We start from the raw sequence: 22417 nt of genomic DNA, 5'->3' as shown, positions 1-22417 counted from the left end.
AGGTTAATATGATTTTAGATTTAATAAAAGTAATCTTCCTTGGTATCATCGAGGGGCTTACAGAATTTTTGCCTGTATCATCAACAGGCCACCTTATAATAGCTGACAGCTTTATAAAACTTGAGCCTAAGGCCTTTTCCAATGCCTTTAGCGTCATCATCCAACTTGGTGCTATCCTAGCAGTAGTTTATCTCTACTTCTACGACATCAATCCCATTGCCAGGGGCAAGTTAGTAGCAGTTCTTGGAGAAGAAAAGTACAATGAACTAAGCTTTAAGGAAAAATTTAAGTACAGAGACCTTGAGACAATGAGACTAATCGCAAAGATTATTGTTGGCTTCTTGCCAGCAGCCTTCTTTGGCTTCCTCTTAGACGACTTTATCGATGCCCATCTCTTTAATCCCATAACAGTTGCTATTGCACTTATCTTTTACGGGATAGTAATTATATTTATGGAAAAAAATAATAAGGATAAGGACTTTAAGTACGAAACTCTAGATGACATTGGACTTAAGACTGCCCTCTTCATTGGATTTTTCCAATGCCTTGCCATGGTGCCAGGCACATCTCGTTCAGCAGCGACAATTATTGGGGCAATGCTACTTGGCTGCTCGAGAACAAGCTCTGCTAAGTTTTCCTTTTATCTCGCAGTCCCAACAATGCTTGGTGCAACTGCCCTAAAGATTTTAAAAATTGGCTTTTCCTTTAGCCTATGGCAATGGTTCTTGATCTTACTTGGAGGTATAATCTCCTACATCGTTGCTCTTGTTGTAATTAAAAAATTCTTGGGCTACGTCCGTGAACACGACTTCATCCCCTTTGGATACTATAGAATTGTCCTTGGCTTAGTAGTCCTATGCCTTGGCTTTTTCAATGTAATTTGAGGTGACTATGAAAGATTTTAAGGTTGGAATAATTCAGCTGCCTGCTAAGGGCGACAAAAAAGAAAATTTAGAGACAATGGAAGAATATGTAGCTCTTGTAAAAAAAGAAGGAGCTGATGTGGTTTGTCTTCCTGAGATGTGGAACTGTCCCTACCAAAATTCTTATTTCACAAAATTTGCTGAAGAGAACTTTGGCGAAACTTATGAGAAGATGAGCCAGGTGGCAAAAGAAAATAAAGTCTACTTGATTGGCGGCTCAATACCAATTAAGTCTGGCGACAAAATCTACAACAGGTCCTATGTCTTTGACAAGGCTGGCAGAGAAATCTACAGGTATTCCAAAATCAACCTCTTCGACATTGAAGGCTACAAGGAGTCAGACACAATTTCTGGTGGCAAGTCCCTTGGAGTTTTTGAAACAGAGTACGGAACTTTTGGCCTTGCCATTTGTTTTGACTTGAGGTTCCCTGAACTATTCCAAACTTTTAGGGACTATGGAGCAGAAGTCATCTTCGTTCCATCAACCTTTATGAAGAAGACTGGGGAAGTTCACTTCCACCTTCTCAACAGGGCTCGTGCAGTTGACACCCAATGCTATCTGGTCTCTCCTGCCATAGCAAGAGATGATGACTTGTCAAAGAATGCCTACGCCCACTCACTTATAGTTGACCCAAGTGGCAAGATAGAAGTGGACCTTGGCGAAGATAAAAATTATGCAGTCTTAAAATTAGAAGCTAATAAGGTTAAGAGGGAAAGAGAAAAACTTCCCCTTGAAGTATCGAGAAAAAATAGAAAGTTATAAAAATTTATAAAATCATAACCACCGGCTAAGCCGGTGGTTTGTTTTGCCCCTATAAGGGGCTGTTACCGGCAGCATTCCATGCTTTGAACTTTCTTTCTCGTGCACCAATTTTCACAGCTGGTGCTAAAGCACCTTATTTTTTGCTTTTGTTCACTTGCTCACCCGTAAACGGGTCTACAAATTCCTTTATACTTATTTGATCTGCCATGTAATCTTCTTTTAATTGATTTTTTATATATTCTTGTATCTTTTTCGCATTCTTTCCTGCTGTATCTACGTAATATCCTCTGCACCAAAAGTGTCTATTCCCATATTTGTATTTTAAATTTGCATGCCTATCAAATATTATTAGACTACTTTTCCCTTTTAAATATCCCATTGTTTGGGATATGCTGTATTTCGGTGGAATTTCCAATAACATATGAATATGGTCTGGACAGCATTCCGCTTCTATTATATTTATTCCTTTTCTATCACATAAATCTCTTAATATTTTTCCTATATCTTGTTTTAATCTTCCATAAATAACTTGTCTCCTATATTTGGGAGCAAATACTACGTGATACTTACAATTCCAGGATGTATGTGATAAACTATTTTTATCCATTTTAGGATACCTCCCTTTTCTATTTATGCTACTGCCAGTAACATTAATAGTTTATCACGGGAGGTTTTTTGCTTTAAGCTAAAGCTTTATTTTTCTACCACCAGCATAGCTGGTGGTTTATTCATGCTAAAGCGTACAAAAAGAAACTCTTGCAGATATTTTTGCAAGAGTTTTTTTATACCTTGGAAGTCAACCAAGACTTCTAATTTTAAATTCCCTTAGTATATAGATAATAAGAGTAAACTGCTGGAATTATTGCACCAAGAAAAAGTGGGACTAAAAATACAATTTCACTTTTTAAAAATACTGAAAGTATAATACAAAGTCCAATTATTACAAAGCAAATTCCACCAAGCCTATGAGTCCTTCTCCAATTCTCGTCACTGTTAAGGGTCCATGGTAGCTTTATCCCCATAGTGTAGTTCCTCTTTATCTTTGGAAGGTAGTTTCCAATGGCGATAAATAAAAGACCAATAAAAATTGGAAGTATCGTTGACACCTTTACCTCTCTTCCAAATCCTGCCATAACTGTTATTATATAAATCAAAAGCATTATTGCGGGCATGGAAAGCTTACTTATTGTCATTACAAGGTTAAATTGTTTCTTATTTTTTGGGTCACTGTCTAGCATAAAGCAGAGGAAGGCATTCATAAGTACAAGAAAGCCTTGAATTACTACCATAGCATGAAACTTTGAGCTATAGTCATCGGCTTGACCTTGGAAATTCCAGTGAGTTGGGAGTTCTGCTGGCATCTTGTCATAAAACAAGAGATTAAAAATTACTACAATTAAAATTGATGCGATTATGGAAATTATTGAATCTTTTCTTAGTTTAAATTTATTTTTCATCTGGACCTCCTTTGAATTTCACAATCCATGTAAGTATTTCTTCGAAAACTGAAGTGTTGAGTTCGTAGTAAATAAAATTCTTTTCCTTTTCTTCATAAATTAGGTCTTGGTCTTTTAAAATTTTTAGATGGTGGGAGATTGTCGCCTTGGTTAGGTTAAACTTGTCAGCAATTTCTCCTGCATTCATCCTGCCCGACCTAAGCATATTTAAAATCTCTAGCCTAACAGGGTCTGACAAGGCCTTAAAGGTATCAGAAAACACTAGACCACTTCCCTTCCTTTAATTCTATTTTGATAATTATCTAAATGATTAATTTAATTATATAAAATTTCTCCTCTCTGTCAAGACTATTTTGAAATTTATCTAAATAGTTTTTGTTTTAATTATTCACGACTTTCTCTTTTCTGAGAATTTTATTTTTGCGAATCACTTACTTTCAATTTTTAAAACTCATTAGCTTCTAAAATTTTAGAATTTATAAATCAACAAATACCTTCTTACATAATAAAAAATATTCTCTTCCACAAAAAAATCAAAAAATTAACTTTAATTAACTTTTTAAACAAAAAATATAAATTTAACTTAAAATAATAAAAAGACTTTTCTCTTTCCTTACGATTAGATTAACTTATGGCACATTAATTTCTAAGAATGAAATAGTTTCCAGTATGTGGTATAATTAAGGCTGGAAGGTGAAATTATGATTCAAAGTTTAGTCAAGGCAGCTAATGTTTTAGACATCTTAAAAAGTGAAAATAGAGAGCTTACAATTGCAGAAATTTCTGAATTTTTAAATATACCCCCAAGCACTGCCCACAGAATTCTCTCCACCCTAATTGGGGTTGGATATGTGTCCAAGGACGAAAGGACCCATCTCTATGGTCTGGGACCTGCCCTAATTCCCCTTGGCATTAAGGCATCCTCAAAGCTTGATCCACAAGCTGTTGGCAAAGCAGTCCTTGAAAACTTGTCTGGCATGACTAATGAGGACTCTTATTTTGTCATAAAGTCTGGCGACAAGGGCCTCATGCTTTCCAAGTCTGAAGGCAAGCACTCCCTAAAGATTGTGGAAAATTTTGGAATAGAAATTGACCTCCACAAGGGAGCCATAAGAAAGACTATCTTGGCCTTTCAATCTGATGACTATATAAACTACTACTTAAAAAAGGACCTTTCCGACTACCTTGATGCACCTGTTGACAAGGAAGCTCTGAGGCATGATTTAATGCAAATAAGAAACAATAAACTTTCTGTATCTGATTCAGAATACATTGATTCAGTTATTGGAATTGGAGCCCCTGTCTTTAACTACAAGGACCAACTTGTGGGAGCTATTGGAGTTGTCATTCCAAAGGAAAGGATCAACGAGGCTTCTAAAAAAGAATATATTAAGGCAGTGAAAAATGCTGGTATTGAATTTTCAAAAAATTTGGGCTATTCAGAAACTTAAAGTTGCGTCAATGTGGCGCAACTTTTTTCTTTGTCTAAATTTTTTATATTCTTAAAATTCTCTCATTTTTTTATTTTATAATTTAAAGATTTTAAAATAAAATCAAATTTTGATGTTTTTTTGATTTTATTTTGTTATAATTTATTGAAATAAATAAAATTTAATGTTTTTTTGATTTTATTGGAGGATTTATGGATTATTTATACACTTTATACTACAAGAATAAAAATGAATATGAAAAAATTTATAAATCACGAATCGATTTTAGTGAAACTTTAAGAACTAATCTAAGTATAAAGCCTTACAGGGAAAATTTATCCTTTCAACTTTATTATGTCTTCAATAGAGAGACCTCAAATCTAATAGATTTAATAAATCAAAATAATAATACTTTAGAAAAATTAGATGATGAGCTGCCAATAATTGCTAAAAGTGCAAATTTGTTGGAAATTATTTCTAGTGAATTAAAAAGCACTAATGATCTTGAAGGCGTAAAGTCAGAAAAGAAGGAAATAATCGAAACTACAAGAAATATTTTAAATTCGAAAAATCCCAAACAAATAAGGCTCACTAGTATGATTAAATCCTATCTCTTGCTTTTAAATGAAAGTTCTTTGAAAGTCCCATCAGATTTAAAAGATATTCGGAAAATTTATGACGAGATAACTGAGGGAGAAATTGACGAAAAAGACCAACTTGATGGAAAATTTTTTAGGTTGGAGCCAGTCTATGTCCAAAAGAAAAATTCTGTAAATGGCGAAATTATACACACAGGTGTCATAGGCGAAAATAAAATAGAAAAGTCTTTGTCAAATATTCTAAATTTTTTGTTAAATACCGATTTAGACTTACTCATTAGGGTTGCCATTTTTCATTATTATTTTGGATACATTCACCCTTTTTATGATGGAAACGGCCGTGTAAATAGATTTATTTCAAGTATCTTTATTAGGAGCAAGTATTCTTATCTAACTTCTATGTCCCTTGCTCGTGGATGCTGGATTAACAAGACTTCTTACTACAAAAGTTTTGATATAACTAATTCAAAAATAAATAAGGGAGAGCTAAATTATTTTATAGATGAATTTTTAAAAACTTTAATAGCTGGTCAAGAAGATATTATTTTTAATTTGACTAATAAGATAGAAAATTTGAATCTTGCTAGAAAGTGTATTGAAAATAATAGCTCAACTTTAAATAGTAAGCTAAAAGAATCCATCCTATTTTTACTCTGTCAAAATTATTATTTTGACAACAATAAGGGCCTCACACGAGATGAAATATTTGAATATACTAATGATTTTAAAAATAAAAACAAAAAAATAAGAGAGTTGAAGGAACTTGAAAAAGATAGTTTTATAAAAGCTGTAAAGGAAAGACCTTTAATTTATACTTTGAATGATAATTTTATAGAAAACTTATAAATCTAAGACTTGCTGCTGCAGGTCTTTTTTTATCAATAGCCTCTGTCTTTTAAAGAAAGTTACAATTTGTTAAAATGTATCTGGGAGGTCATCATGCCAATACTTAGTTTAACAAATATAAAAAAATCCTATATTGATGAAGAAACTATTAGGGCTGGAAACCTAATAGTTGAGGATAAGGATAAAATTGGCCTTATTGGAATCAACGGAAGTGGCAAGTCCACTCTTTTTAATATAATCACAGAAAATCTCTCCTATGATGAAGGAGAAATTTTTAGAAAAAAAGATTTAAAGGTAGGTTACCTAGAGCAACAACTTAGCCTTCACACTGAGGGGTCCATTTACGACAACTGCCTTTCAATCTTTGCTGACCTAATAGAACTTGAAAAAAACTTGAGAAATCAAGAACACATAATTGCCGCCAACCCTGACAATCTCGACGAAGAGCTCATGAAGTACCAAAGGCTCCAAGATGAGTTTCACAAGAGGGATGGCTATTCTTATAATTCAAAGATAAGGGGAACCCTAATTGGTCTTGGCTTCACAGAAGAGGACTTTGACAAGGACATCTCCACCCTATCTGGTGGGCAAAAGTCTCGTGTGGCCCTAGCCATGCTCCTCCTCGAAGAGGCAGACCTGCTCTTACTTGACGAGCCTACCAACCACTTGGACATTGGGGCAATCTCTTGGCTTGAAAAATACTTAAAGGACATTGACAAGGCTGTCATCATAATCTCTCACGATAGATACTTCTTAAACAACATTGTCTCCAAGATTGTCCTCTTGGAAAATGGGGAAACCAAATCCTACAAGGGCAACTACGACACCTACATGAGACAGAGGAAGAAGGACTTTGAAGTCTTGAAGAGGCAATATGAGGACCAACAAAAGGAAATCAAGAGGCAGGAAGAGATTATAAAGAGGTATATGAATCTTGGACGTGACAGGTTCATCAAGCAGGGCAAGAGCCGTAAGAAGATGCTCGATAAGATGCAGAGGATTGAGATGCCGGCATCTAACAAGAAGACCAATCTCCACTTCACGCCAAAGAAAACTTCAGGCAAAGACGTCTTGGAGATCAAGGACCTTTCAAAGTCCTTTGGCGACCACTTAGTCTTCAAAGACCTCAATGCCTTTGTCTACAAAAACGACAAGATTGGGCTAATTGGTCCCAACGGTGTTGGCAAGTCCACCCTCTTTAAGATTATAGCCGGAGAAACTCCTCCAAGTTCTGGAGAAGTTAAACTTGGTTCTAATGTGGATGTTGCCTTTTTCTACCAAGAGCTTGACAACTTAAACCTAGACAATACTGTCATGGACGAAATTTGGGACGAGTTTCCAAAGCTTGAGCACTTCCAAATTCGAAAGTACCTGGCAGAATTTCTCTTTGTAGGTGACGACATCTTTAAGACAATCGACGAGCTATCTGGTGGAGAGCGTGGAAGGCTGTCACTTTTAAAGATCATGCTAAAGGGGGCAAACTTTCTTGTCCTTGACGAACCTACAAACCACTTGGACATCGACTCCAAGGAAATCCTTGAAGACGCTCTCTTAAAGTACGATGGAACTGTCCTATCCATATCCCACGACAGGTACTTTTTAAATAAGACTGTTGATAAAATTTTTGAAATGACTGAATCTGGTATCAACACCTTCCTTGGCAACTACGATTATTATCTTGAAAAGACCACAGAGGTGGAAGGTCTTGAGGATGACTACAAGTCAAGGACAGAAATTGAAAAGGAAAAGCGTGAAGAGAGAGAAGAACGCAAAAAAAATAAGGCCCTTCGCAAAGAAAAAGAAAAAATTGAAAAAGAAATTTCAACGATCGAAGAAAAGTTATCCACAATAGACTCTAAACTTGCAGACTCTAACACTTACAGCGATTATCAACTAGCAAGTGATTTATCAATAGAGCGTGAAAGCCTTGCAAATACTTTAGAAGACCTTTATGAAAAATGGATGGAACTTGAGGATTGATAAAAATCTTATAAAGTTTTTCTCCACAAGCCTACTTGTGATAAAGACTTTATCCCCAGCTTTATCCACATTATCCACAAGAATATGAACATCTGTCTTGAAAAGTTCTGCACAATTCATGCACATTTTGAAAATATTCTCATAAAACAAGTGAAATTTGCAATTTTACAAGAAATTTAAGCTAACTTTATAAAAATTATACAATCTTATCCACAATTTCATAAAACTTATCCACTTTTGTGGGTAAAAAAAAGAAAAGAGCTAATAAAAAGCTCTTTTTTTCGTGCAGAATTTCAATTTTTGTGGATCAATTAACTTTACAGTCTCTTTATCATGTCCTCGGCTGGGTCTAGGATTTCTATGTCTGTTAATTTTTTAAATTCTTCTTTCATGTAGGGGAAGTGGGTGCAGGCAAGGATGATTCCATCTGGCACATCTTCCATCTTATTGAAAAAATTAAAAAGGTCTCTAAGGTCCAGCTTCTTTACGATTTCTTCTGGCTGAGTCTTCTTTTCGATTTCTTCCACAAGACTTAGGATGCCAAGAGAAATTGTGTCCCTAAAGTTTTTTTCACAGACAAGGGCATCAACACCGTAGGCTGATTTTGAATTTGCTGCAAGGATAATCAACTTCTTATACTTAGAGTCAAGTTCCTTATAAAAGTCCAAGGGAGTGATAATTTGTATTGCCTGACGACGGGATAGGTCGTCGATGTCAATGGAGGCCGAAAGAGAGTTGCAGTAGATAAAAATTTTCTCTGCCCCCTTAGCCTTTGCATCCACAATTTTTTCTTCAACGAGCCTTGTCAAGTCTTCCCTTGAATAGTATTGAAGGAGGGACTGGTCCTTGGGGTTTTCAGAAATTGGATAGGACAAGCTTTCAAATCCCCTCTCCCTTAAGAGGTCTACCCCCATCCTTGTGTCTTCATGAGTCCCTGCGAATACTCCAACTTTCATCTTCTCACTCCTTATAATAAATCCACTTTAATGCCTTGGGCAAGACCTTGTAACTTATCTCCCTTGCCCTGTAAATTTCTCCGTCAATGTTGTATAAAAATTCTTGGTCTGATGAAATCACTCCAGACCTTGTAATAATTTCTCTCACACCAGGCTTGCCCAGGTGGGCTCCCTTGCGATAGGACGAGAATAATTTTATAATCCCAAGGGGTCCCATCTCATCTGCCAAGATTAAATTCAAAAGTCCATCGTCTAGCCTTCCCCTTGGTGATGGATTAAATCCGTTGCCATAATAGGATCCGTTGCAAAGGGCAGATACTAAAAATCTCCCAGTAATTTCTCTTTCTATGTCTTCTTGGTCGCAATAAGAAATTTTTAAATTTACAATTTCTAAATTTGCCACACTTTTTATAACTCCATAGAGGTAGGCAAGCTTGCCTGAAATATTTTTCCTCTTCATAATGTCATAGGCGTACTTCAAAACATTGGTGTCAAAGCCAAGACTCGTTACATTTATACAAGTTTTTCCATTTACTTCTACTAAATCAATGGGCGAAATTTCATAATTAAAAATATTTGAAAGTTCGAAGGGTCTAAAGTTTTTGGAAAAGTCGTTGCCCGTTCCTCCTGGCACAAGTCCCAGGGCTGTGTCACTAGCTCTAAGGACGCTGGCAACTTCTGATAGGGCACCGTCTCCAGATTTTATAAAGAGGAGGTCGCCTCCTTTATCTCTAAAATCCTCTGCAAAGGAAATTGTATCTCCTGCTTTTTCTGTAATTTTTATTTCATCTTCCTTAAAATATTTTAAAAGTTCTCTCTCAAAATTTTTGTCACGACCCCTACCTGACTTAGAACTTATAATAAATAATTTTTTCATAATTCATCACTTGTCTTTTATTATAGTAAATCTTCCTTGCTTTTCCAATAATCTTAACCCAACTTGCCTTAAAGGACTTTTCTTTGATGTTAACTAGGAGAATCTTCCCTAAAACCTGCATTTGCCTTGCTTAAAAATCTCTATTAAATTATAATTTCCTTAAGCTTATTATTAAGGACGAGAGGGTCAAATGGAAAAAAACTATAAAAACCTTACAAAAATTTTATTTTTTATAATAAATCTTATTTTTTATAAGACTTCCCTTGGGAGTCCCACAAGTGACAAGGGCCTTTACATATTAATTATCGCTATTATCTTGACATGCCGTCTCGACTATTTTCTTTTAAAGCTCTATCCCAAGAAAAATTATAAATTCACTGTGGTAGGCTTAAATATATTTTTTAAGATTGGATTTTCCATTTACTTTAGAGAGTTCCATTCCTTTAATATTTTTGGCAGACTTGGACTTGCAAGAGAAGCTGGTGGCGTCCTTCCAGTTATCTTTAAGGACTTTTCTCCTGCCTATGTCCTCATGATTTTATCTGGCATGGGTCTTGCCTACTTAATTAAAAATTATTACCAAGAAGAAGTCTTTAATAAGGAAAGATTTTATAAGGACCTTGGAATATTTTTTGCCCTTCTCATCCTGCCAGGACTCTTTATAAAACCCTTAAGGGGGACTGAAGTCTACACTTCAACTTTTTTATCTCCCCTTTATACAAGCCTCCAAGCTAAGGAAGATGCAAAATCCTTAGAAAAGACTGACATAAAAAAATACTTTAGCTTACAAGAGACTAAGGCCAATGACTTTACAGGACTTGCAAAAGACAAAAATATAATTTTCATCCAGTGCGAATCTCTGCAAAATGCTGTGGTCAATAAAACTTATAATGGGGAAGAGATAACTCCCTTTTTAAATTCCTTGGTAAAGTCCAAGGGGTCCATCTATTTTGATAATTATTTTGAACTCCTTGGCTTTGGCAACACATCTGATGCCGAGTTCGTCTCCATGACATCAGTTTATCCTACCCTTGACGGCCAGGCCTATTCTGTCTACAAGGACAAGAAAACTTATGGACTGCCAAAAATGGTCAAGAAGATGGGCTATGAAACAATAGCCATGCATGGCAACACCGGAAAATATTATGACCGAGAAGAAATCTATAAGGGCTTCGACTTCGACAAAATATATCTTGGAGAAAGTTACGACCAGACTGACCAGGTCATGATGGGCCTATCAGACAAGTCCTTCTTCAACCAGTCCTTTGACAAGATAAAAGAAGTTGACAATGAAGGCAAAAAGTTTTTCGCCCTCATGGTGACCTTGACAACTCACACCCCCTACAATCTTCCAGAAAACTTGCGAGAGATTCCAAAAGAAGCTGATGACAAAACGGACTTCGTCTACGATTATGTTTCTTGTGCCCGCTACACCGATAGGGCCATGGAAGAGTTTTTTGACAAGTTAGAAAAATCTGGAATCTTGGATAAGACTGTAATAGTTATTTACGGCGACCACCACGCCTACACTCTTAACAATACAAAAAACAAAGAGTCTATGGAAAGATGGCTTGGACGAGAAGTCGACTACGACGACATGATGAACATCCCCCTCCTCATCCATGTCTCTGGATTTAATAAAAATATCACAAGACACAATGTCGGCTCACAAGTTGACCTCTATCCAACTATTTTAAATCTCATGGGCTGGGACAGAAAAGAAATTCCGACCTTTGGTATTGACCTACTTGGCTGGGGTAAGGAAATAGAAAATAACGCAGTCCATCCTCAAACCTACCTCTTGAAGGGTTCCTTTATCACATCAGACAAGGTCTTTGAATACTCTCGCGACGGAATTTTTGAAAACTCTAGGCTGATTGACAGAAAGACGAGAAAGCCCCTTCCTCTTGAAGAAGCAAGGAAGGAATCAGACTGGGCAAAGATATGTATCGACTACTGCAAGAACTTAATGACTAATGACAACTTAATAGAACTCGTGGAAAAAAATAAAGAAGACTGATTAATGACCAGCCTTCTTTTCCTTTTTAAGTCTTCCTATCCTAATAATTTCTAAAATAAATAGGATGAAAATTCCCAAAATAAATCCAGGGATTGAAAAATTATATAAGTTTAGTGGAGGGTTTCCACCAAAGGTAGTTGGTCCCATGACAATGGCATAAAGGGACCCAATAATCATGCCAAGTATAAGATACATCATCTTGCCTCGATTATTCCTCATCCTCTGTCTTATAATCCTTATGGACATAAAAATTCCAAATAGGACTCCAAGGGTCATAACTATAAGGGGCATGAGCTTGTCAAAGTTAAACCTCATGACTTCACCAAAGGCTTCAACTACAGGTATGTAGACTCCTGCTATGAGAAGTATTGATGAGCCAGAGATTCCTGGCAAGACCATGGCAGAGATGGCAAGGCCACCTGCTAGGAAGAGATAGATATAGTCAAAGACATTGGGATTAATTAGGTCAAAGTCCCCAATGAATTTTGACTTCCCCCTAAAGATTACTAAGACTACAACGATAAGAAGTCCGAGAAAGATAAAATAAAAATCTTCCTTATTTTCCCTTAAAATTTTTATCTCAGTAGAAATTAAAAAGGGAAGGGACATAAGGGTTAAGCCGAGAAAGACTGAAGTCATGAAGTAAATCTCCCTTTGAAAAAGTTCTGATAGGAAAAAAATACTCAATAAGAGTCCAAAGATCCAACCTAGACCGAGATTAAAGAGATACTTAAAGGCCTGCCTCCTCTTTTCTCCTTGGCTTCCAAAAAATTCGTGCAAGCTGTCTATAAATTTATCATAAAAACCTAGGATGAAGGCAAGGGTGCCCCCGCTGACTCCAGGCACAGAGTCGGCTATTGCCATGACCATCCCGTGAAAAAAATTAATTAACATAATTCCTCCCTTTATCTATGATAACATTTAATTGTGAGAAATATTTTTATATGGGGAAATTTTACAAATTTTTAATATTCTTTAGTAAATTAAAGGTTTATCCTTTAAAATTGTTTTCAAGAGGTCTATAATGATAAACAAGAAAAACTTTTATAGACTAGATAAAATTTGACAAGGAGGATAAGCATGAAAAATAAAAAATTTTTAGGGAGTTTAATAAGCATACTTCTTGGACTGGGACTTGTTACTTACACAAAGGACCCCTTCTTAAGCATCTTTATCTATATCTGCCTTGTAGCTGTCTACAAGTTAATAGGATTTTTGGTTTTAGAAGCTAAATAAAGTCTAGAGGCTCGACAGAGTCTCTTTTTTATTTGGTTTTTCAAGCTAATAAAAAATTCCACTATCTCAAGTGGGAAAATTTTTGTAATTTATATGAGTAATTTTAATAATTTTTTATAAAAAGTATTAAAATGTCCTTAAGAATTTTAGGAGGAAGTATGAAGAATATAAACGTAGACGAACCAGTAGCAAGTCTCATTGAGAAATTTCCAAATTTAAAAAACATTTTAAAGGATTTAGGTTTTACTGAAATTACAAATCCCCTAGCCCTTTCTACTGTGGGAAAAATGGTTTCGATAAAAAAAGGAGCCAAGATAAAAAATATAGACTTGGATTTAATCAAAGAGAAATTAAGAGAAGAAGGCTTTAATCTAGTTGATGAAGAAATTGTTAATGATGGTGGCAAGGAAGATAAGGATAGACTTGAACTTTTAAAATCTTATATCGAAAGACTTTCCAAGGGCGAAGACTTGGAGGCTGTTAGAAGTGATTTTGTAAAAAATTTTAAGGATGTATCTTCAAAGGAAATTGTCAATGCTGAACAAGAACTAATTATGAGTGGCCTTCCCCTAGAAAAGGTCCAAAAACTTTGCGACATCCACTCTGCACTTTTCCACGAAAGTAATATTGTAGATGAGAGTCAAAAGGATTTAGAAAAAATCCCAGGTCATCCCCTAAATATTTTAAGCTTAGAAAATAAAAAAATTAAATTTTTGGCTGACGAGGTTAAAAATAGCGAGGACAAGTTAGCTAAGATAAGAGATCTTTTAAAAATAAATTCGCACTATGGGAAAAAGGCTGGACTTATTTATCCCCTTTTGAAAACAAAATACAATATTAATGGTCCTAGCGATGTTATGTGGGCTGTTGATGATGAAATAAGAAGTGACCTATCACGCATTGTAAAGACAAATTCTTATGATGAGGAAAGCTTAAATAAACTTTTAGATAGGATCTATGAAATGATATATAAGGAAGAAAATATCCTCTTCCCCCTTTTAAAAGAAAACTTCACAGAGGAAGAGTGGAATAAAATTTATGGCGACTTTGAAGAATATGGACTAGACCTTCTTGATGATGTCCCACTTTGGAAGGACTACAAGCCAAAAGAAATCCTACCAAAAGAAGAAGTTTCTTGTGGAAGCCTTGAATTCGAAACTGGAAGCTTAAAGATAAAGGAAGCCCTTCAAATTTTTAGGACCCTTGATGCCGAACTAACCTTTATAGATAAGGATGACTTTGTAAGATATTATTCTGAGGGTAAGGACAAAATATTTCCTAGACCTAAGTCATGTTTAAATAGAGATGTTGCCTCTTGTCATCCTCCAAAAGTTGTCCCAATGGTAAAGTCCTTGCTTGATGATTTCAAAAGCAAGAAGAGAGATCGTCTAGTTGTGTGTAGAGATATTAAGGGAAAGAAAATCCTAGTTAAGTACCTTGCAGTTTATGATGAAGCTGGTGCTTATATGGGTACCTTAGAAACAGTTGAGGATATAAGCAAATACTAATGATATGAAAAAAGCCCCTGAGGGGGCTTTTATTTTATGATATTAAGTATTGTGTCACAGGATTTTTTAATATCTTCATTAAAAACTTTATAAAAAATTTCCTCCTTATTTATAGAGTAATTGGCGTCATAGTATTTTATTATCAAGTCTTTAATTATAAGCTCGAAGTTTTCTTCATCCAGCAACTTCAAATAATTTTCGTATCTCTTTGCACTTATATATCTCCTTAAATTTTCAAATGCCGAGATAAGCTCTTCTTTTTTCTCCAATCCATAGTCACTTAAATAGTCGGACTTAATTCGCTCTATTCTTCTTTCAATTGTGTCCTCAATTAAAAAAACTTTATCAGTCTGCGCCATAGCCTTTATAAGTTCTCCAGGAAGATTTATGCTTCCTATACGTGAAGACTCTCCTTCTACAAAGACCGGACCTTGTTTAAAACTTTTAAAGCTTTCCATAAGCTCCGACTCAAAGGTCTTTTGAGAAGGCTGCAAGCCCATGCCTACTCCCCCAAAGAGGGATCCTCTGTGTCTTGCAAGTCCTTCAAGGTCAAGGACATTCTCCCCCCTTTTCCTTAGCTCTTGTAAAATTTCCGTCTTGCCACAGCCAGTGTAACCTTTAAGGACTACATACTTGTAATCCTTAAGAGTCTCCATAAAGTTGAGGACATGTTTTCTATATGACTTGTATCCGTGATCTAACTTGTAGACCTTGTGTCCCAAGGTCTTTAAGAGATTAAAAAGTGCAGTAGAACGAAAACCTCCCCTAGAACAAAAGAGGACAACTTCATGGTCTTCTTCCATTTGGGAAATGCGCCTATAGTAATCTGTAAGCTTAGGTGCAAAAAACTCCACACCTTTTTCCTTTGCTCCCTTTATATCTCCTGACACATAGAGAGTGCCTACAATTTTTCTCTCCTCATTTGAAAGTAGAGGCATGGATATTGCTCCTAAAATTGTCCCCTCTTCAAACTCTCCTTCACTTCGCAAGTCAATAAAGAGAGGATTTTTAAATTTTAAAATTTCTTCATAATCTGTTGCTTTAAACATAGCTTTATTATAGTTGTTTTAAAAAATTTTTTAAAGTGTTATAGTGAGTATAGAGGTGAAACGATGAAGCTTCAAGTATGCGGAGGTTGTAACGCAAAAATTTCAGCCTCCTCTTTAAAAGCAACTTTAGACATATTGGAAGTATTTAAGAGAAAGGAAGTCTTGGAAGGCTTTGCAAAAAATGACGATGCCGCCATTATAAAATTAAGTGACGATATAGCAGTGGCACTTACCTGTGACTTCTTTCCTCCAATGGTAGAAGACCCCTTTGCCTTTGGAGAAATTGCGGCGGCAAATGCTCTGTCAGATATTTATGCCATGGGTGGCGAGCCTGTGGCAGCACTTAACTTAGTCTGCTTTCCAGAAGAGGAAGACAGAAGTATTTTGGAAGAAATATTAAAGGGTGGAGCTGCAAAACTTAAAGAGGCCCAGTGTAGCTTGGTGGGCGGCCATTCTATTCACGACCCAAGAATAAAATATGGACTTTGTGTCATGGGAATTTTAAATCCCCAAAAAATTTACAGCAACAACTCGTCAAGAGTGGGTGACAAATTAATACTTACAAAGCCCTTGGGCGTGTCCCTACTATCATCTGCAAGGACTGTGGGTGAATGTGAGGATAAGTACTTTAAAGGAGCAGTGGAATCCATGAGGACTTTAAACAAGTACGCCTGCGAAATACTTAAAAAGTACAAAGTAAATGCCATGACCGATGTGACTGGCTTCGGTCTTATAGGCCACTTAAGTGAAATGGTCTCAGACACAGCTGTAATTTATTCAAAGAATTTAAAGATACTTCCCGGTGCCAAGGAGGCTGCAGAAGAATTTCTCTTTACTGCAGGAGGTCAGCGCAACAGAAAGTCTTACGCCGACTTGGTGGACTTTGAAATCCAGGACTTCGCCTTGGAAGAAGTCCTTTTCGATCCCCAAACATCAGGTGGACTTTTGGCAGCACTTGCTGAAGACGGAGAAAAAGCTTTGGAAGAATTGAAAGCTGCAGGAATTCCCGCAGCAATTGTGGGAGAAATAATTCCCCCTCAAGATAAAAAAATAATAGTGAGGTAAAAAATGAAAGAAATCGATGCACTTGGACTTCTTTGCCCAAGACCTGTAATACTTGCGAAAAAGTTAATTAAAGAAGAAAACCCTAAGGAATTTGCAGTCCTTGTAGACAATGAAATCGCAACTGAAAATCTCTCCAAGATGGCGGACCAATTGGGCTACGGCACAGAGGTGGAAAAGGGAGACAAGGTCTACAAGGTAAAATTTAAAAAAGATAGGGACAAAAAGCTTGAACAAGACTACAGCAAGGATGAATTTATTGTAGTCTTTTCATCAGATGAACTTGGCATAGGCGATGAAGAATTTTCCAAAAAACTTTTGGAAGGATTTGTCTACTCCCTTTCAGAAAAAGACCAAGTTCCCACATATGTAGTCCTTTATAATCACGGAGTAAGGCTTTCAACAATAAATGAAAACACCGTAGCCGACCTTAAAAAGTTGGAATCAAAGGGTACAACTGTACTCTCCTGCGGCCTTTGCTTAGGCAACTACAACTTAAAGGAAGAGCTTAAAGTGGGACAAGTGACAAATATGGACAAGATTGTGGATCTGCAAATACATTACAGGACAGTGAAACCCTGTTGAGTTACAAACTTTTAACCTTTAGGTCGGTAAACTATGCCATGGAAGCGGAGAAAAAGACTAAGGACTTAAGGACCCGCCTTATCACTCTCCCATCTTGGATCACATCTGATTGCGGCTTCGGTCTTAAAGTGGGAGAAAATTTGGAGGACGTTTTGAAAATTTTAGGTAGAGAAAATATAGAAGGGATTTACGATCTTAAATGATTTACTTAGACAATGCATCAACAACTTTGATAAAGCCTGAATCAGTAGGCATAGCCGTAATGGAAGGGATTAACTCTCACAATTTCGCAAACCCCAACAGAGGCTCCTATGAAATGTCTTTAAATTCTTTAAGAGCCCTTTACGACTTGCGAGAAAACTTGGGAGAACTTTTTGGCGTGAAGGCACTGAACCTGTCCCTCTGTGCAAATGTCACTACTGCCCTTAACTTAGTTTTAAATTCACTTTTACATGAAAAAGATCACATAATAACTTCAATGGCAGACCACAATTCCGTCCTTCGTCCTTTAAATCATTTAAAACTTAAAGGAGTAGAAGTGTCCTACCTGCCTTTAGTTGGAGATAAAATCGACTTAAGCTACCTAAATAAACTCCTTCAAAAAAACACAAAGGCAGTTTGTCTTACAGCAATGTCAAATGTGTCGGGACAAATCACCAACTTAAAAGCTGCGGCAGACTTTTGTAAAAAACAGGGACTTATTTTAATCATAGACGGAGCACAAGCTACAGGCAGCATGGACTTAAATTTAAAAGACTTTGACCGCACCATCCTTTGCTTCACGGGACACAAGTCCCTTTACGGACCAGAGGGCACGGGAGGTATTGCCCTAAAAGGAGATATAAAATTTGAAGAAGTCTTCTCAGGTGGAGGCGGAAATTCAAATGACGAGCACCAAAGCCCATTTATGCCTGACATATTTGAATATGGCACCATAAATGTCCATTCCAACTTGGGACTTTTGGCTGGAGTAAAGTATGTAAAGTCAATAGGCATTGATAAAATTTCAAAGGACCTCTTTGAACTTTCATCCTACCTTTACAAGTCCTTGAAGTCTTTGGAAGGCATAAGGCTTTATGGTGACCACGACTATCCCCACGGACCAATTGTGTCCTTTAACTACAAGGACTATGCTTCAGAAGAAGTGGCTGACCTACTTTGGCAAAAGGGAGAGATCGCCACGAGGGCAAAACTTCACTGCGCCCCTCTCTTTCACAAGGCCATGGGCACAGATAAAAGAGGCATGGTGCGAGTGTCCCTTTCCACCTTCAACAGCTTTGAAGACGTGGACAAACTTATTGAAACATTAAAAAATATAGCTTAATTATAAGAATACTTATATAAGCTATAATCTGTGAGGGAAGGGGAAAAAGTTAGATAGGTGCTAATTTAGGACTAAAAGGAAGTAGATTAAGCCTAATTTAAATTTCTATTTTAAATTAAAGGGGATAGATGCAAGCCTAAATACTTGCGTCTATCCCCTTTAACAAATTCCCCAATAAAAAAGCAGGTCTTTAATTATTTTTATCTTTTGCCCTTTCTATTTTCGTAGTCTTCTATGATTTCGTTCTTCCATAGAAGACATTTAAGCTCTCTCTTGGGCATTCACAATTAGATCAAGGTTGGTGAATCCATCAAGCTCGGCTTAAGTTAAAAATATTCCCAATATCAACATTGCTCCCAAATAAAAAAGCCTATGAATTTAAACTCATAGGCTTTTCTACTTAAAGACTTCCTAAATCAGTTTTCTAAAATCCCTAATTCAATAAGCCTTTGAATTGACTTTTTTAATTTTTATTTCCTATGACTTCATTGTAAATTTCTTCTGACCTGTCGATGTAAATGTCAGACAAGCTTGCACGGAAGGGTGGTGTACAGAAGAAGAGAGTTATAGCTGCAATTAATCCAAATATAATTGCTAATATTGCTGCTGCAGGTGCTTTAATAGATAGAATTGCTGTGACAAGTGCAATGACTCCAGTAAGCAAAGTAATCTTATAGGCCCTAAGACCTGCCATAAAGCTTTTAGAAAATAATTTTATACCTGCCTTTATTATAAGTATAAGGCTGTCAAAAAAAGGAAGGTCCCTGTATCTTTCATCTGCCATAAAGAAATTCATGTAAGCAAAAATAAAAGATAAAAAAATTGTTACTAGGACATATAAAACTATTAAGCTTATGAGCACCCACTTACTTTCAATTGCAGAACCATAAACCACCATGGAGCCTGCTCCTGATACAAGTGTTGCTAACAAAATTAGGATGACAGTAATAGCTCCCACCAAGATATTCATCAAAAAGACCTTGCCTGTCATAGTTTTTATTCCCCTAAAGTAGTCAGAAAAACTTCCCTCCCTATTATAAAGAAGTCCCCTGCAAATTATGTAGTCAGCTATAAAAGCCACAAAGCCGCCAAGAATTGAAAGGTCACCATCAAAAATATTTTGCAAGATACCCACAATTATTGCATTGACTATAAGTATTAATAGAATAGATCCGTAACTGTACTTTCTCATTAAATCATCTCCTTGTATGTTTTATAAACCCATATTATCACAAATTATTTTAATTCTGTAGTTTTTATTATTTATTTTTGTCGTATTTAATTTTACAAATTATCAAATAAAAAAATATTGCAATCGGTTTCTTTTTCATGCTATAATATTTTTCCGAGTTCATAAATAGGAGGTGAATTATGTTTTTAAAACGAGAAGAAATAGTTAAAAAAATTGAAAAATCTATAAAGAAAAGTGAAAGATTTATTGGAGAAGGCGAGCTAGCAACTTACATACCAGAACTTGCCAATGTTGATCCAAATGGCTTTGCCTTATCCATTGTAACTACGACAGGAGATGTTTACAACTTTGGTGATATAGACACTGTCTTCTCTATGCAATCCATTTCAAAAGTTATCTCACTTATAATGGCTTTAAATGATAATACTATACAAGATGTATTTGAAAAAGTTGGAACTGAACCAACTAAATACAAGTTTAACTCTTTAATACCAATTGATGACAAGCCATCTAATCCTTTGATAAATGCAGGCGCAATAACAACTGCATCTTTAATCGTTGGTAAGGATGTGGACGAAAAATTCCAAAGGGTTTTGAATTTGGTAAAGAAATTATCAGACAGCGAAAAGATAAGCTTCTTAAAAGAAGTTTACACATCTGAAATGGAAACTACTGATGTCAACAAATCAATTGCCTATTACCTTCGAAGCAAAAAAATCTTTTCTTTAAACGCCGATGAAGTTCTAGACCTATATATAAGAAATTGTTCTATAGGAATTAATGCAAGTGAGCTTGCTCACCTTGGAGCAGTTCTAGCTAATGGTGGTTCTGATCTTGTAACAGGCGACGAAATGGTTTCAAAAGAAACCGTTAAAATTGTCCTTGCACAAATGGCATCCTGCGGTATGTACGAAGAAAGTGGAGAATTTCTTTTAAACGTGGGGATTCCATCAAAGAGTGGGGTCAGCGGAGCAATACTTGGCATCGTACCTGGTAAATGTGGAATTTGCACTTATTCGCCAAGACTTGATGCTTCAGGAAACTCAATACGTGGCAAGAATCTTTTGAAAATCTTGTCAAACGATCTAAATTTAAACATATTTTTATAAGGAGTAATTATGGAAACTATAATTCAAACTATTCACGACATAGGAAATTTACTTGGGCAGAAAATGTATGCTGATGCCTTCTCAATGACCACTGGTCTTTTGAGTGACACTATTTATACATACCTGCTTATACCACTACTACTTGGAATTGGAATTTTCTACACTTTTAAAATCAAGGGTGGTCAAATAACAAATATCGGACATGCAATAAAGCTAATTTCTAAGCCAGCTGAGGATAAAAACTCTATTTCCCCTTTTAAGGCTTTCACAATTTCAGCCGCATCACATATTGGTACTGGTAATATCGTTGGTGTTGCCGCAGCCGTATCTATTGGTGGTCCTGGCGCAGTATTTTGGATGTGGGTAACAGCTCTTATTGGTGGAGCATCATCCTTTGTAGAAAATACTCTTGGTCAAGTATTTAAAGAAAGAAACCCTGATGGAACTTTCAAGGGTGGTCCTGCTTTTTACATGGAAAAGGCTCTTGGTAAACCAAAGCTTGCTGCCTTATTCTCAGTTGTAATAGCAGTAGTTTATGGTATTAACTTTAACGCAATGCAAGCTAATACAATCGCAGCTGGATTTAACTCTTCTTTTGGTCTTGACAAAAAAATTGTTGCATTTGTACTAATAATCCTAGCTGGATTAATTATCTTTGGTGGACTAAGAAGAATCGCTGATGTAACAAGTTTACTTGTACCTTTCATGGCAATTATCTATATGGCAGTTGTACTTTTCATAGTAATAAAAAACATTGCTCTTATACCACACATGTTTGGTCTAATCTTTGAAGGAGCCTTCTCTCTTAAAGCAGGCTTTGGCGGCTTATTTGGAACAGCAATCCTAAATGGTATTAGACGTGGACTTTTCTCCAATGAAGCTGGAATGGGTGCAGTACCAAATGCATCAGCAGTAGCAGATGTTTCTCACCCTGCAAAACAAGGTCTCATCCAAGCACTTGGAGTTTATCTAGACACAATCCTTGTTTGTTCAGCAACAGCTTTCGTTGTAATCTTATCTGGCGAAGGAATTTATGCATCAGACTTAAAAGGATTAGAAATCACACAAGCAGCCCTTGCAAATGAAGTTGGCTCTTGGTCAAATTACTTCCTAACATTCTGTGTATTAATGTTTGCCTTCTCTTCAATTGTTGGTAACTATTACTACGGAGAAAATAACATCTTAAAGCTAAACTTTGGTAAAAATGCCCTTAATATCTACAGGGTAATTGTCCTTATAGCTGTAATTCTTGGTTGCGTTGGAGACTTCTCAATCGTTTGGAACACAGGGGACGTATTCATGGGTATTATGGCAGTAATCAACTTAGTTGTATTAATATTTTTAGGAAAGATCTCTGTTGGTGTTTATAATGACTATATGAAACAACTTAAAGAAGGAAAAGATCCTGTATTTAATCCAGAAGATGTAAAAGAACTTAAACCATATTTAGATAAAATTACAGCATGGAATAAGAGATAAAAAAGTCGCAGCTTAGTCTGCG

Annotated in this window: 22 protein-coding genes; 14 read left to right on the top strand and 8 right to left on the bottom strand. The window is 36.1% G+C overall.

Annotated features, from left to right (window positions below):
• Positions 1-8: 8 nt before the first annotated feature.
• Positions 9-884 carry an undecaprenyl-diphosphate phosphatase gene (locus tag M9426_RS05095; protein WP_250341520.1) on the top strand — a complete coding sequence of 292 codons (876 nt, stop codon included), beginning with the start codon at positions 9-11 and terminating at the stop codon, positions 882-884.
• Positions 885-891: 7 nt separating this feature from the next.
• On the top strand, positions 892-1686 hold the full coding sequence (locus M9426_RS05090; RefSeq protein WP_250341519.1) for a carbon-nitrogen hydrolase family protein: 795 nt from the start codon (positions 892-894) through the stop codon (positions 1684-1686).
• Positions 1687-1819: 133 nt separating this feature from the next.
• Here M9426_RS05090 and tnpA read toward each other — a convergent pair whose 3' ends face one another.
• The 3 genes from tnpA to M9426_RS05075 form a co-directional block, all read right to left on the bottom strand.
• Entirely contained in the window at positions 1820-2293 is a 474-nt protein-coding gene (gene tnpA / locus M9426_RS05085) for an IS200/IS605 family transposase (RefSeq protein ID WP_005955379.1), read from the bottom strand.
• A 208-nt stretch (positions 2294-2501) separates the two neighbouring features.
• The gene (locus tag M9426_RS05080) at positions 2502-3143 is read right to left on the bottom strand and encodes an SdpI family protein (protein WP_005955183.1); all 642 of its coding nucleotides are present in this window, start codon (positions 3141-3143) and stop codon (positions 2502-2504) included.
• Positions 3133-3405 (bottom strand): autorepressor SdpR family transcription factor, encoded by a 273-nt coding sequence (locus M9426_RS05075; protein WP_005955259.1) that lies wholly within the window; start codon positions 3403-3405, stop codon positions 3133-3135. The genes M9426_RS05080 and M9426_RS05075 overlap by 11 nt, the downstream gene beginning before the upstream one ends.
• Positions 3406-3844: 439 nt before the next feature.
• Between M9426_RS05075 and M9426_RS05070 the strand changes: the two genes are divergently transcribed.
• The 3 genes from M9426_RS05070 (at position 3845) to M9426_RS05060 (ending at position 7998) form a co-directional block, all read left to right on the top strand.
• Complete coding sequence (locus tag M9426_RS05070; protein WP_005955304.1) at positions 3845-4594, top strand: IclR family transcriptional regulator; 750 nt, start codon at positions 3845-3847, stop codon at positions 4592-4594.
• A gap of 191 nt (positions 4595-4785) precedes the next feature.
• Positions 4786-6018, top strand: coding sequence for a Fic family protein (locus M9426_RS05065; RefSeq protein ID WP_005955216.1), 1233 nt, complete (start codon positions 4786-4788; stop codon positions 6016-6018).
• A 93-nt stretch (positions 6019-6111) separates the two neighbouring features.
• Positions 6112-7998: an ABC-F family ATP-binding cassette domain-containing protein gene (locus M9426_RS05060; protein WP_250341518.1), complete on the top strand. Its 1887-nt coding sequence runs from the start codon at positions 6112-6114 to the stop codon at positions 7996-7998.
• Between the two features lie 317 nt (positions 7999-8315).
• On the opposite strand, the gene M9426_RS05055 is transcribed toward M9426_RS05060, so the two are convergent.
• Positions 8316-8954 (bottom strand): aspartate/glutamate racemase family protein, encoded by a 639-nt coding sequence (locus M9426_RS05055; RefSeq protein WP_005955240.1) that lies wholly within the window; start codon positions 8952-8954, stop codon positions 8316-8318.
• 4 nt (positions 8955-8958) lie between these two features.
• The gene (locus tag M9426_RS05050; protein WP_250341517.1) at positions 8959-9831 is read right to left on the bottom strand and encodes a diacylglycerol/lipid kinase family protein; all 873 of its coding nucleotides are present in this window, start codon (positions 9829-9831) and stop codon (positions 8959-8961) included.
• A gap of 190 nt (positions 9832-10021) precedes the next feature.
• On the opposite strand from M9426_RS05050, the gene M9426_RS05045 reads away from it, so the two are divergent.
• The gene (locus tag M9426_RS05045) at positions 10022-11851 is read left to right on the top strand and encodes an LTA synthase family protein (RefSeq protein WP_250341516.1); all 1830 of its coding nucleotides are present in this window, start codon (positions 10022-10024) and stop codon (positions 11849-11851) included.
• Here the strand turns inward: M9426_RS05045 and M9426_RS05040 are convergent, their stop codons facing one another.
• Complete coding sequence (locus tag M9426_RS05040) at positions 11852-12745, bottom strand: DUF368 domain-containing protein (protein ID WP_250341515.1); 894 nt, start codon at positions 12743-12745, stop codon at positions 11852-11854.
• A 186-nt stretch (positions 12746-12931) separates the two neighbouring features.
• On the opposite strand from M9426_RS05040, the gene M9426_RS05035 reads away from it, so the two are divergent.
• Both M9426_RS05035 and M9426_RS05030 read left to right on the top strand, forming a co-directional pair.
• Entirely contained in the window at positions 12932-13087 is a 156-nt protein-coding gene (locus tag M9426_RS05035) for a hypothetical protein (RefSeq protein WP_005955185.1), read from the top strand.
• A gap of 158 nt (positions 13088-13245) precedes the next feature.
• A complete protein-coding gene (locus tag M9426_RS05030) occupies positions 13246-14595 on the top strand; it encodes a DUF438 domain-containing protein (protein WP_250341514.1) in 1350 nt (449 codons plus the stop codon).
• Positions 14596-14624: 29 nt separating this feature from the next.
• On the opposite strand, the gene mnmH is transcribed toward M9426_RS05030, so the two are convergent.
• Complete coding sequence (gene mnmH / locus M9426_RS05025) at positions 14625-15644, bottom strand: tRNA 2-selenouridine(34) synthase MnmH (RefSeq protein WP_250341513.1); 1020 nt, start codon at positions 15642-15644, stop codon at positions 14625-14627.
• A gap of 63 nt (positions 15645-15707) precedes the next feature.
• On the opposite strand from mnmH, the gene selD reads away from it, so the two are divergent.
• From selD to M9426_RS05005, 4 genes are read left to right on the top strand one after another with little or no spacing between them, the layout of a single operon-like run.
• Positions 15708-16709 carry a selenide, water dikinase SelD gene (gene selD, locus M9426_RS05020; protein ID WP_250341512.1) on the top strand — a complete coding sequence of 334 codons (1002 nt, stop codon included), beginning with the start codon at positions 15708-15710 and terminating at the stop codon, positions 16707-16709.
• A 3-nt stretch (positions 16710-16712) separates the two neighbouring features.
• A complete protein-coding gene (gene yedF, locus M9426_RS05015; RefSeq protein ID WP_250341511.1) occupies positions 16713-17291 on the top strand; it encodes a sulfurtransferase-like selenium metabolism protein YedF in 579 nt (192 codons plus the stop codon).
• Complete coding sequence (locus M9426_RS05010; RefSeq protein WP_256466619.1) at positions 17288-17494, top strand: putative Se/S carrier protein; 207 nt, start codon at positions 17288-17290, stop codon at positions 17492-17494. The genes yedF and M9426_RS05010 overlap by 4 nt, the downstream gene beginning before the upstream one ends.
• The gene (locus tag M9426_RS05005) at positions 17491-18615 is read left to right on the top strand and encodes an aminotransferase class V-fold PLP-dependent enzyme (RefSeq protein WP_250341510.1); all 1125 of its coding nucleotides are present in this window, start codon (positions 17491-17493) and stop codon (positions 18613-18615) included. The genes M9426_RS05010 and M9426_RS05005 overlap by 4 nt, the downstream gene beginning before the upstream one ends.
• Positions 18616-19078: 463 nt before the next feature.
• On the opposite strand, the gene M9426_RS05000 is transcribed toward M9426_RS05005, so the two are convergent.
• Entirely contained in the window at positions 19079-19807 is a 729-nt protein-coding gene (locus M9426_RS05000) for a hypothetical protein (protein ID WP_250341509.1), read from the bottom strand.
• 179 nt (positions 19808-19986) lie between these two features.
• On the opposite strand from M9426_RS05000, the gene glsA reads away from it, so the two are divergent.
• Together glsA and M9426_RS04990 are read left to right on the top strand one after the other, a co-directional pair.
• Positions 19987-20916 (top strand): glutaminase A, encoded by a 930-nt coding sequence (gene glsA / locus M9426_RS04995; RefSeq protein ID WP_060800501.1) that lies wholly within the window; start codon positions 19987-19989, stop codon positions 20914-20916.
• 9 nt (positions 20917-20925) lie between these two features.
• Positions 20926-22395, top strand: a complete 1470-nt coding sequence (locus M9426_RS04990) for an alanine/glycine:cation symporter family protein (protein ID WP_250341508.1) — start codon at positions 20926-20928, stop codon at positions 22393-22395.
• The last annotated feature ends 22 nt before the right edge of the window (positions 22396-22417 follow it).

This window comes from Peptoniphilus genitalis (assembly GCF_023614525.1).
GTDB lineage: Bacteria > Bacillota > Clostridia > Tissierellales > Peptoniphilaceae > Peptoniphilus_A > Peptoniphilus_A genitalis.
The sequence above is the reverse complement of the archived record's forward strand: the minus strand, read 5'-3'. Positions and strand labels throughout refer to the sequence as shown.

Coding starts and splice junctions, on each gene's coding strand:
- M9426_RS05095 (WP_250341520.1), top strand. CDS start 9: ATGATTTTAGATTTAATAAAAGTAATCTTCCTTGGTATCATCGAGGGG.
- M9426_RS05090 (WP_250341519.1), top strand. CDS start 892: ATGAAAGATTTTAAGGTTGGAATAATTCAGCTGCCTGCTAAGGGCGAC.
- tnpA (WP_005955379.1), bottom strand. CDS start 2,293: ATGGATAAAAATAGTTTATCACATACATCCTGGAATTGTAAGTATCAC.
- M9426_RS05080 (WP_005955183.1), bottom strand. CDS start 3,143: ATGAAAAATAAATTTAAACTAAGAAAAGATTCAATAATTTCCATAATC.
- M9426_RS05070 (WP_005955304.1), top strand. CDS start 3,845: ATGATTCAAAGTTTAGTCAAGGCAGCTAATGTTTTAGACATCTTAAAA.
- M9426_RS05065 (WP_005955216.1), top strand. CDS start 4,786: ATGGATTATTTATACACTTTATACTACAAGAATAAAAATGAATATGAA.
- M9426_RS05060 (WP_250341518.1), top strand. CDS start 6,112: ATGCCAATACTTAGTTTAACAAATATAAAAAAATCCTATATTGATGAA.
- M9426_RS05055 (WP_005955240.1), bottom strand. CDS start 8,954: ATGAAAGTTGGAGTATTCGCAGGGACTCATGAAGACACAAGGATGGGG.
- M9426_RS05050 (WP_250341517.1), bottom strand. CDS start 9,831: ATGAAAAAATTATTTATTATAAGTTCTAAGTCAGGTAGGGGTCGTGAC.
- M9426_RS05045 (WP_250341516.1), top strand. CDS start 10,022: ATGGAAAAAAACTATAAAAACCTTACAAAAATTTTATTTTTTATAATA.
- M9426_RS05040 (WP_250341515.1), bottom strand. CDS start 12,745: ATGTTAATTAATTTTTTTCACGGGATGGTCATGGCAATAGCCGACTCT.
- M9426_RS05035 (WP_005955185.1), top strand. CDS start 12,932: ATGAAAAATAAAAAATTTTTAGGGAGTTTAATAAGCATACTTCTTGGA.
- M9426_RS05030 (WP_250341514.1), top strand. CDS start 13,246: ATGAAGAATATAAACGTAGACGAACCAGTAGCAAGTCTCATTGAGAAA.
- mnmH (WP_250341513.1), bottom strand. CDS start 15,644: ATGTTTAAAGCAACAGATTATGAAGAAATTTTAAAATTTAAAAATCCT.
- selD (WP_250341512.1), top strand. CDS start 15,708: ATGAAGCTTCAAGTATGCGGAGGTTGTAACGCAAAAATTTCAGCCTCC.
- yedF (WP_250341511.1), top strand. CDS start 16,713: ATGAAAGAAATCGATGCACTTGGACTTCTTTGCCCAAGACCTGTAATA.
- M9426_RS05005 (WP_250341510.1), top strand. CDS start 17,491: ATGATTTACTTAGACAATGCATCAACAACTTTGATAAAGCCTGAATCA.
- M9426_RS05000 (WP_250341509.1), bottom strand. CDS start 19,807: ATGAGAAAGTACAGTTACGGATCTATTCTATTAATACTTATAGTCAAT.
- glsA (WP_060800501.1), top strand. CDS start 19,987: ATGTTTTTAAAACGAGAAGAAATAGTTAAAAAAATTGAAAAATCTATA.
- M9426_RS04990 (WP_250341508.1), top strand. CDS start 20,926: ATGGAAACTATAATTCAAACTATTCACGACATAGGAAATTTACTTGGG.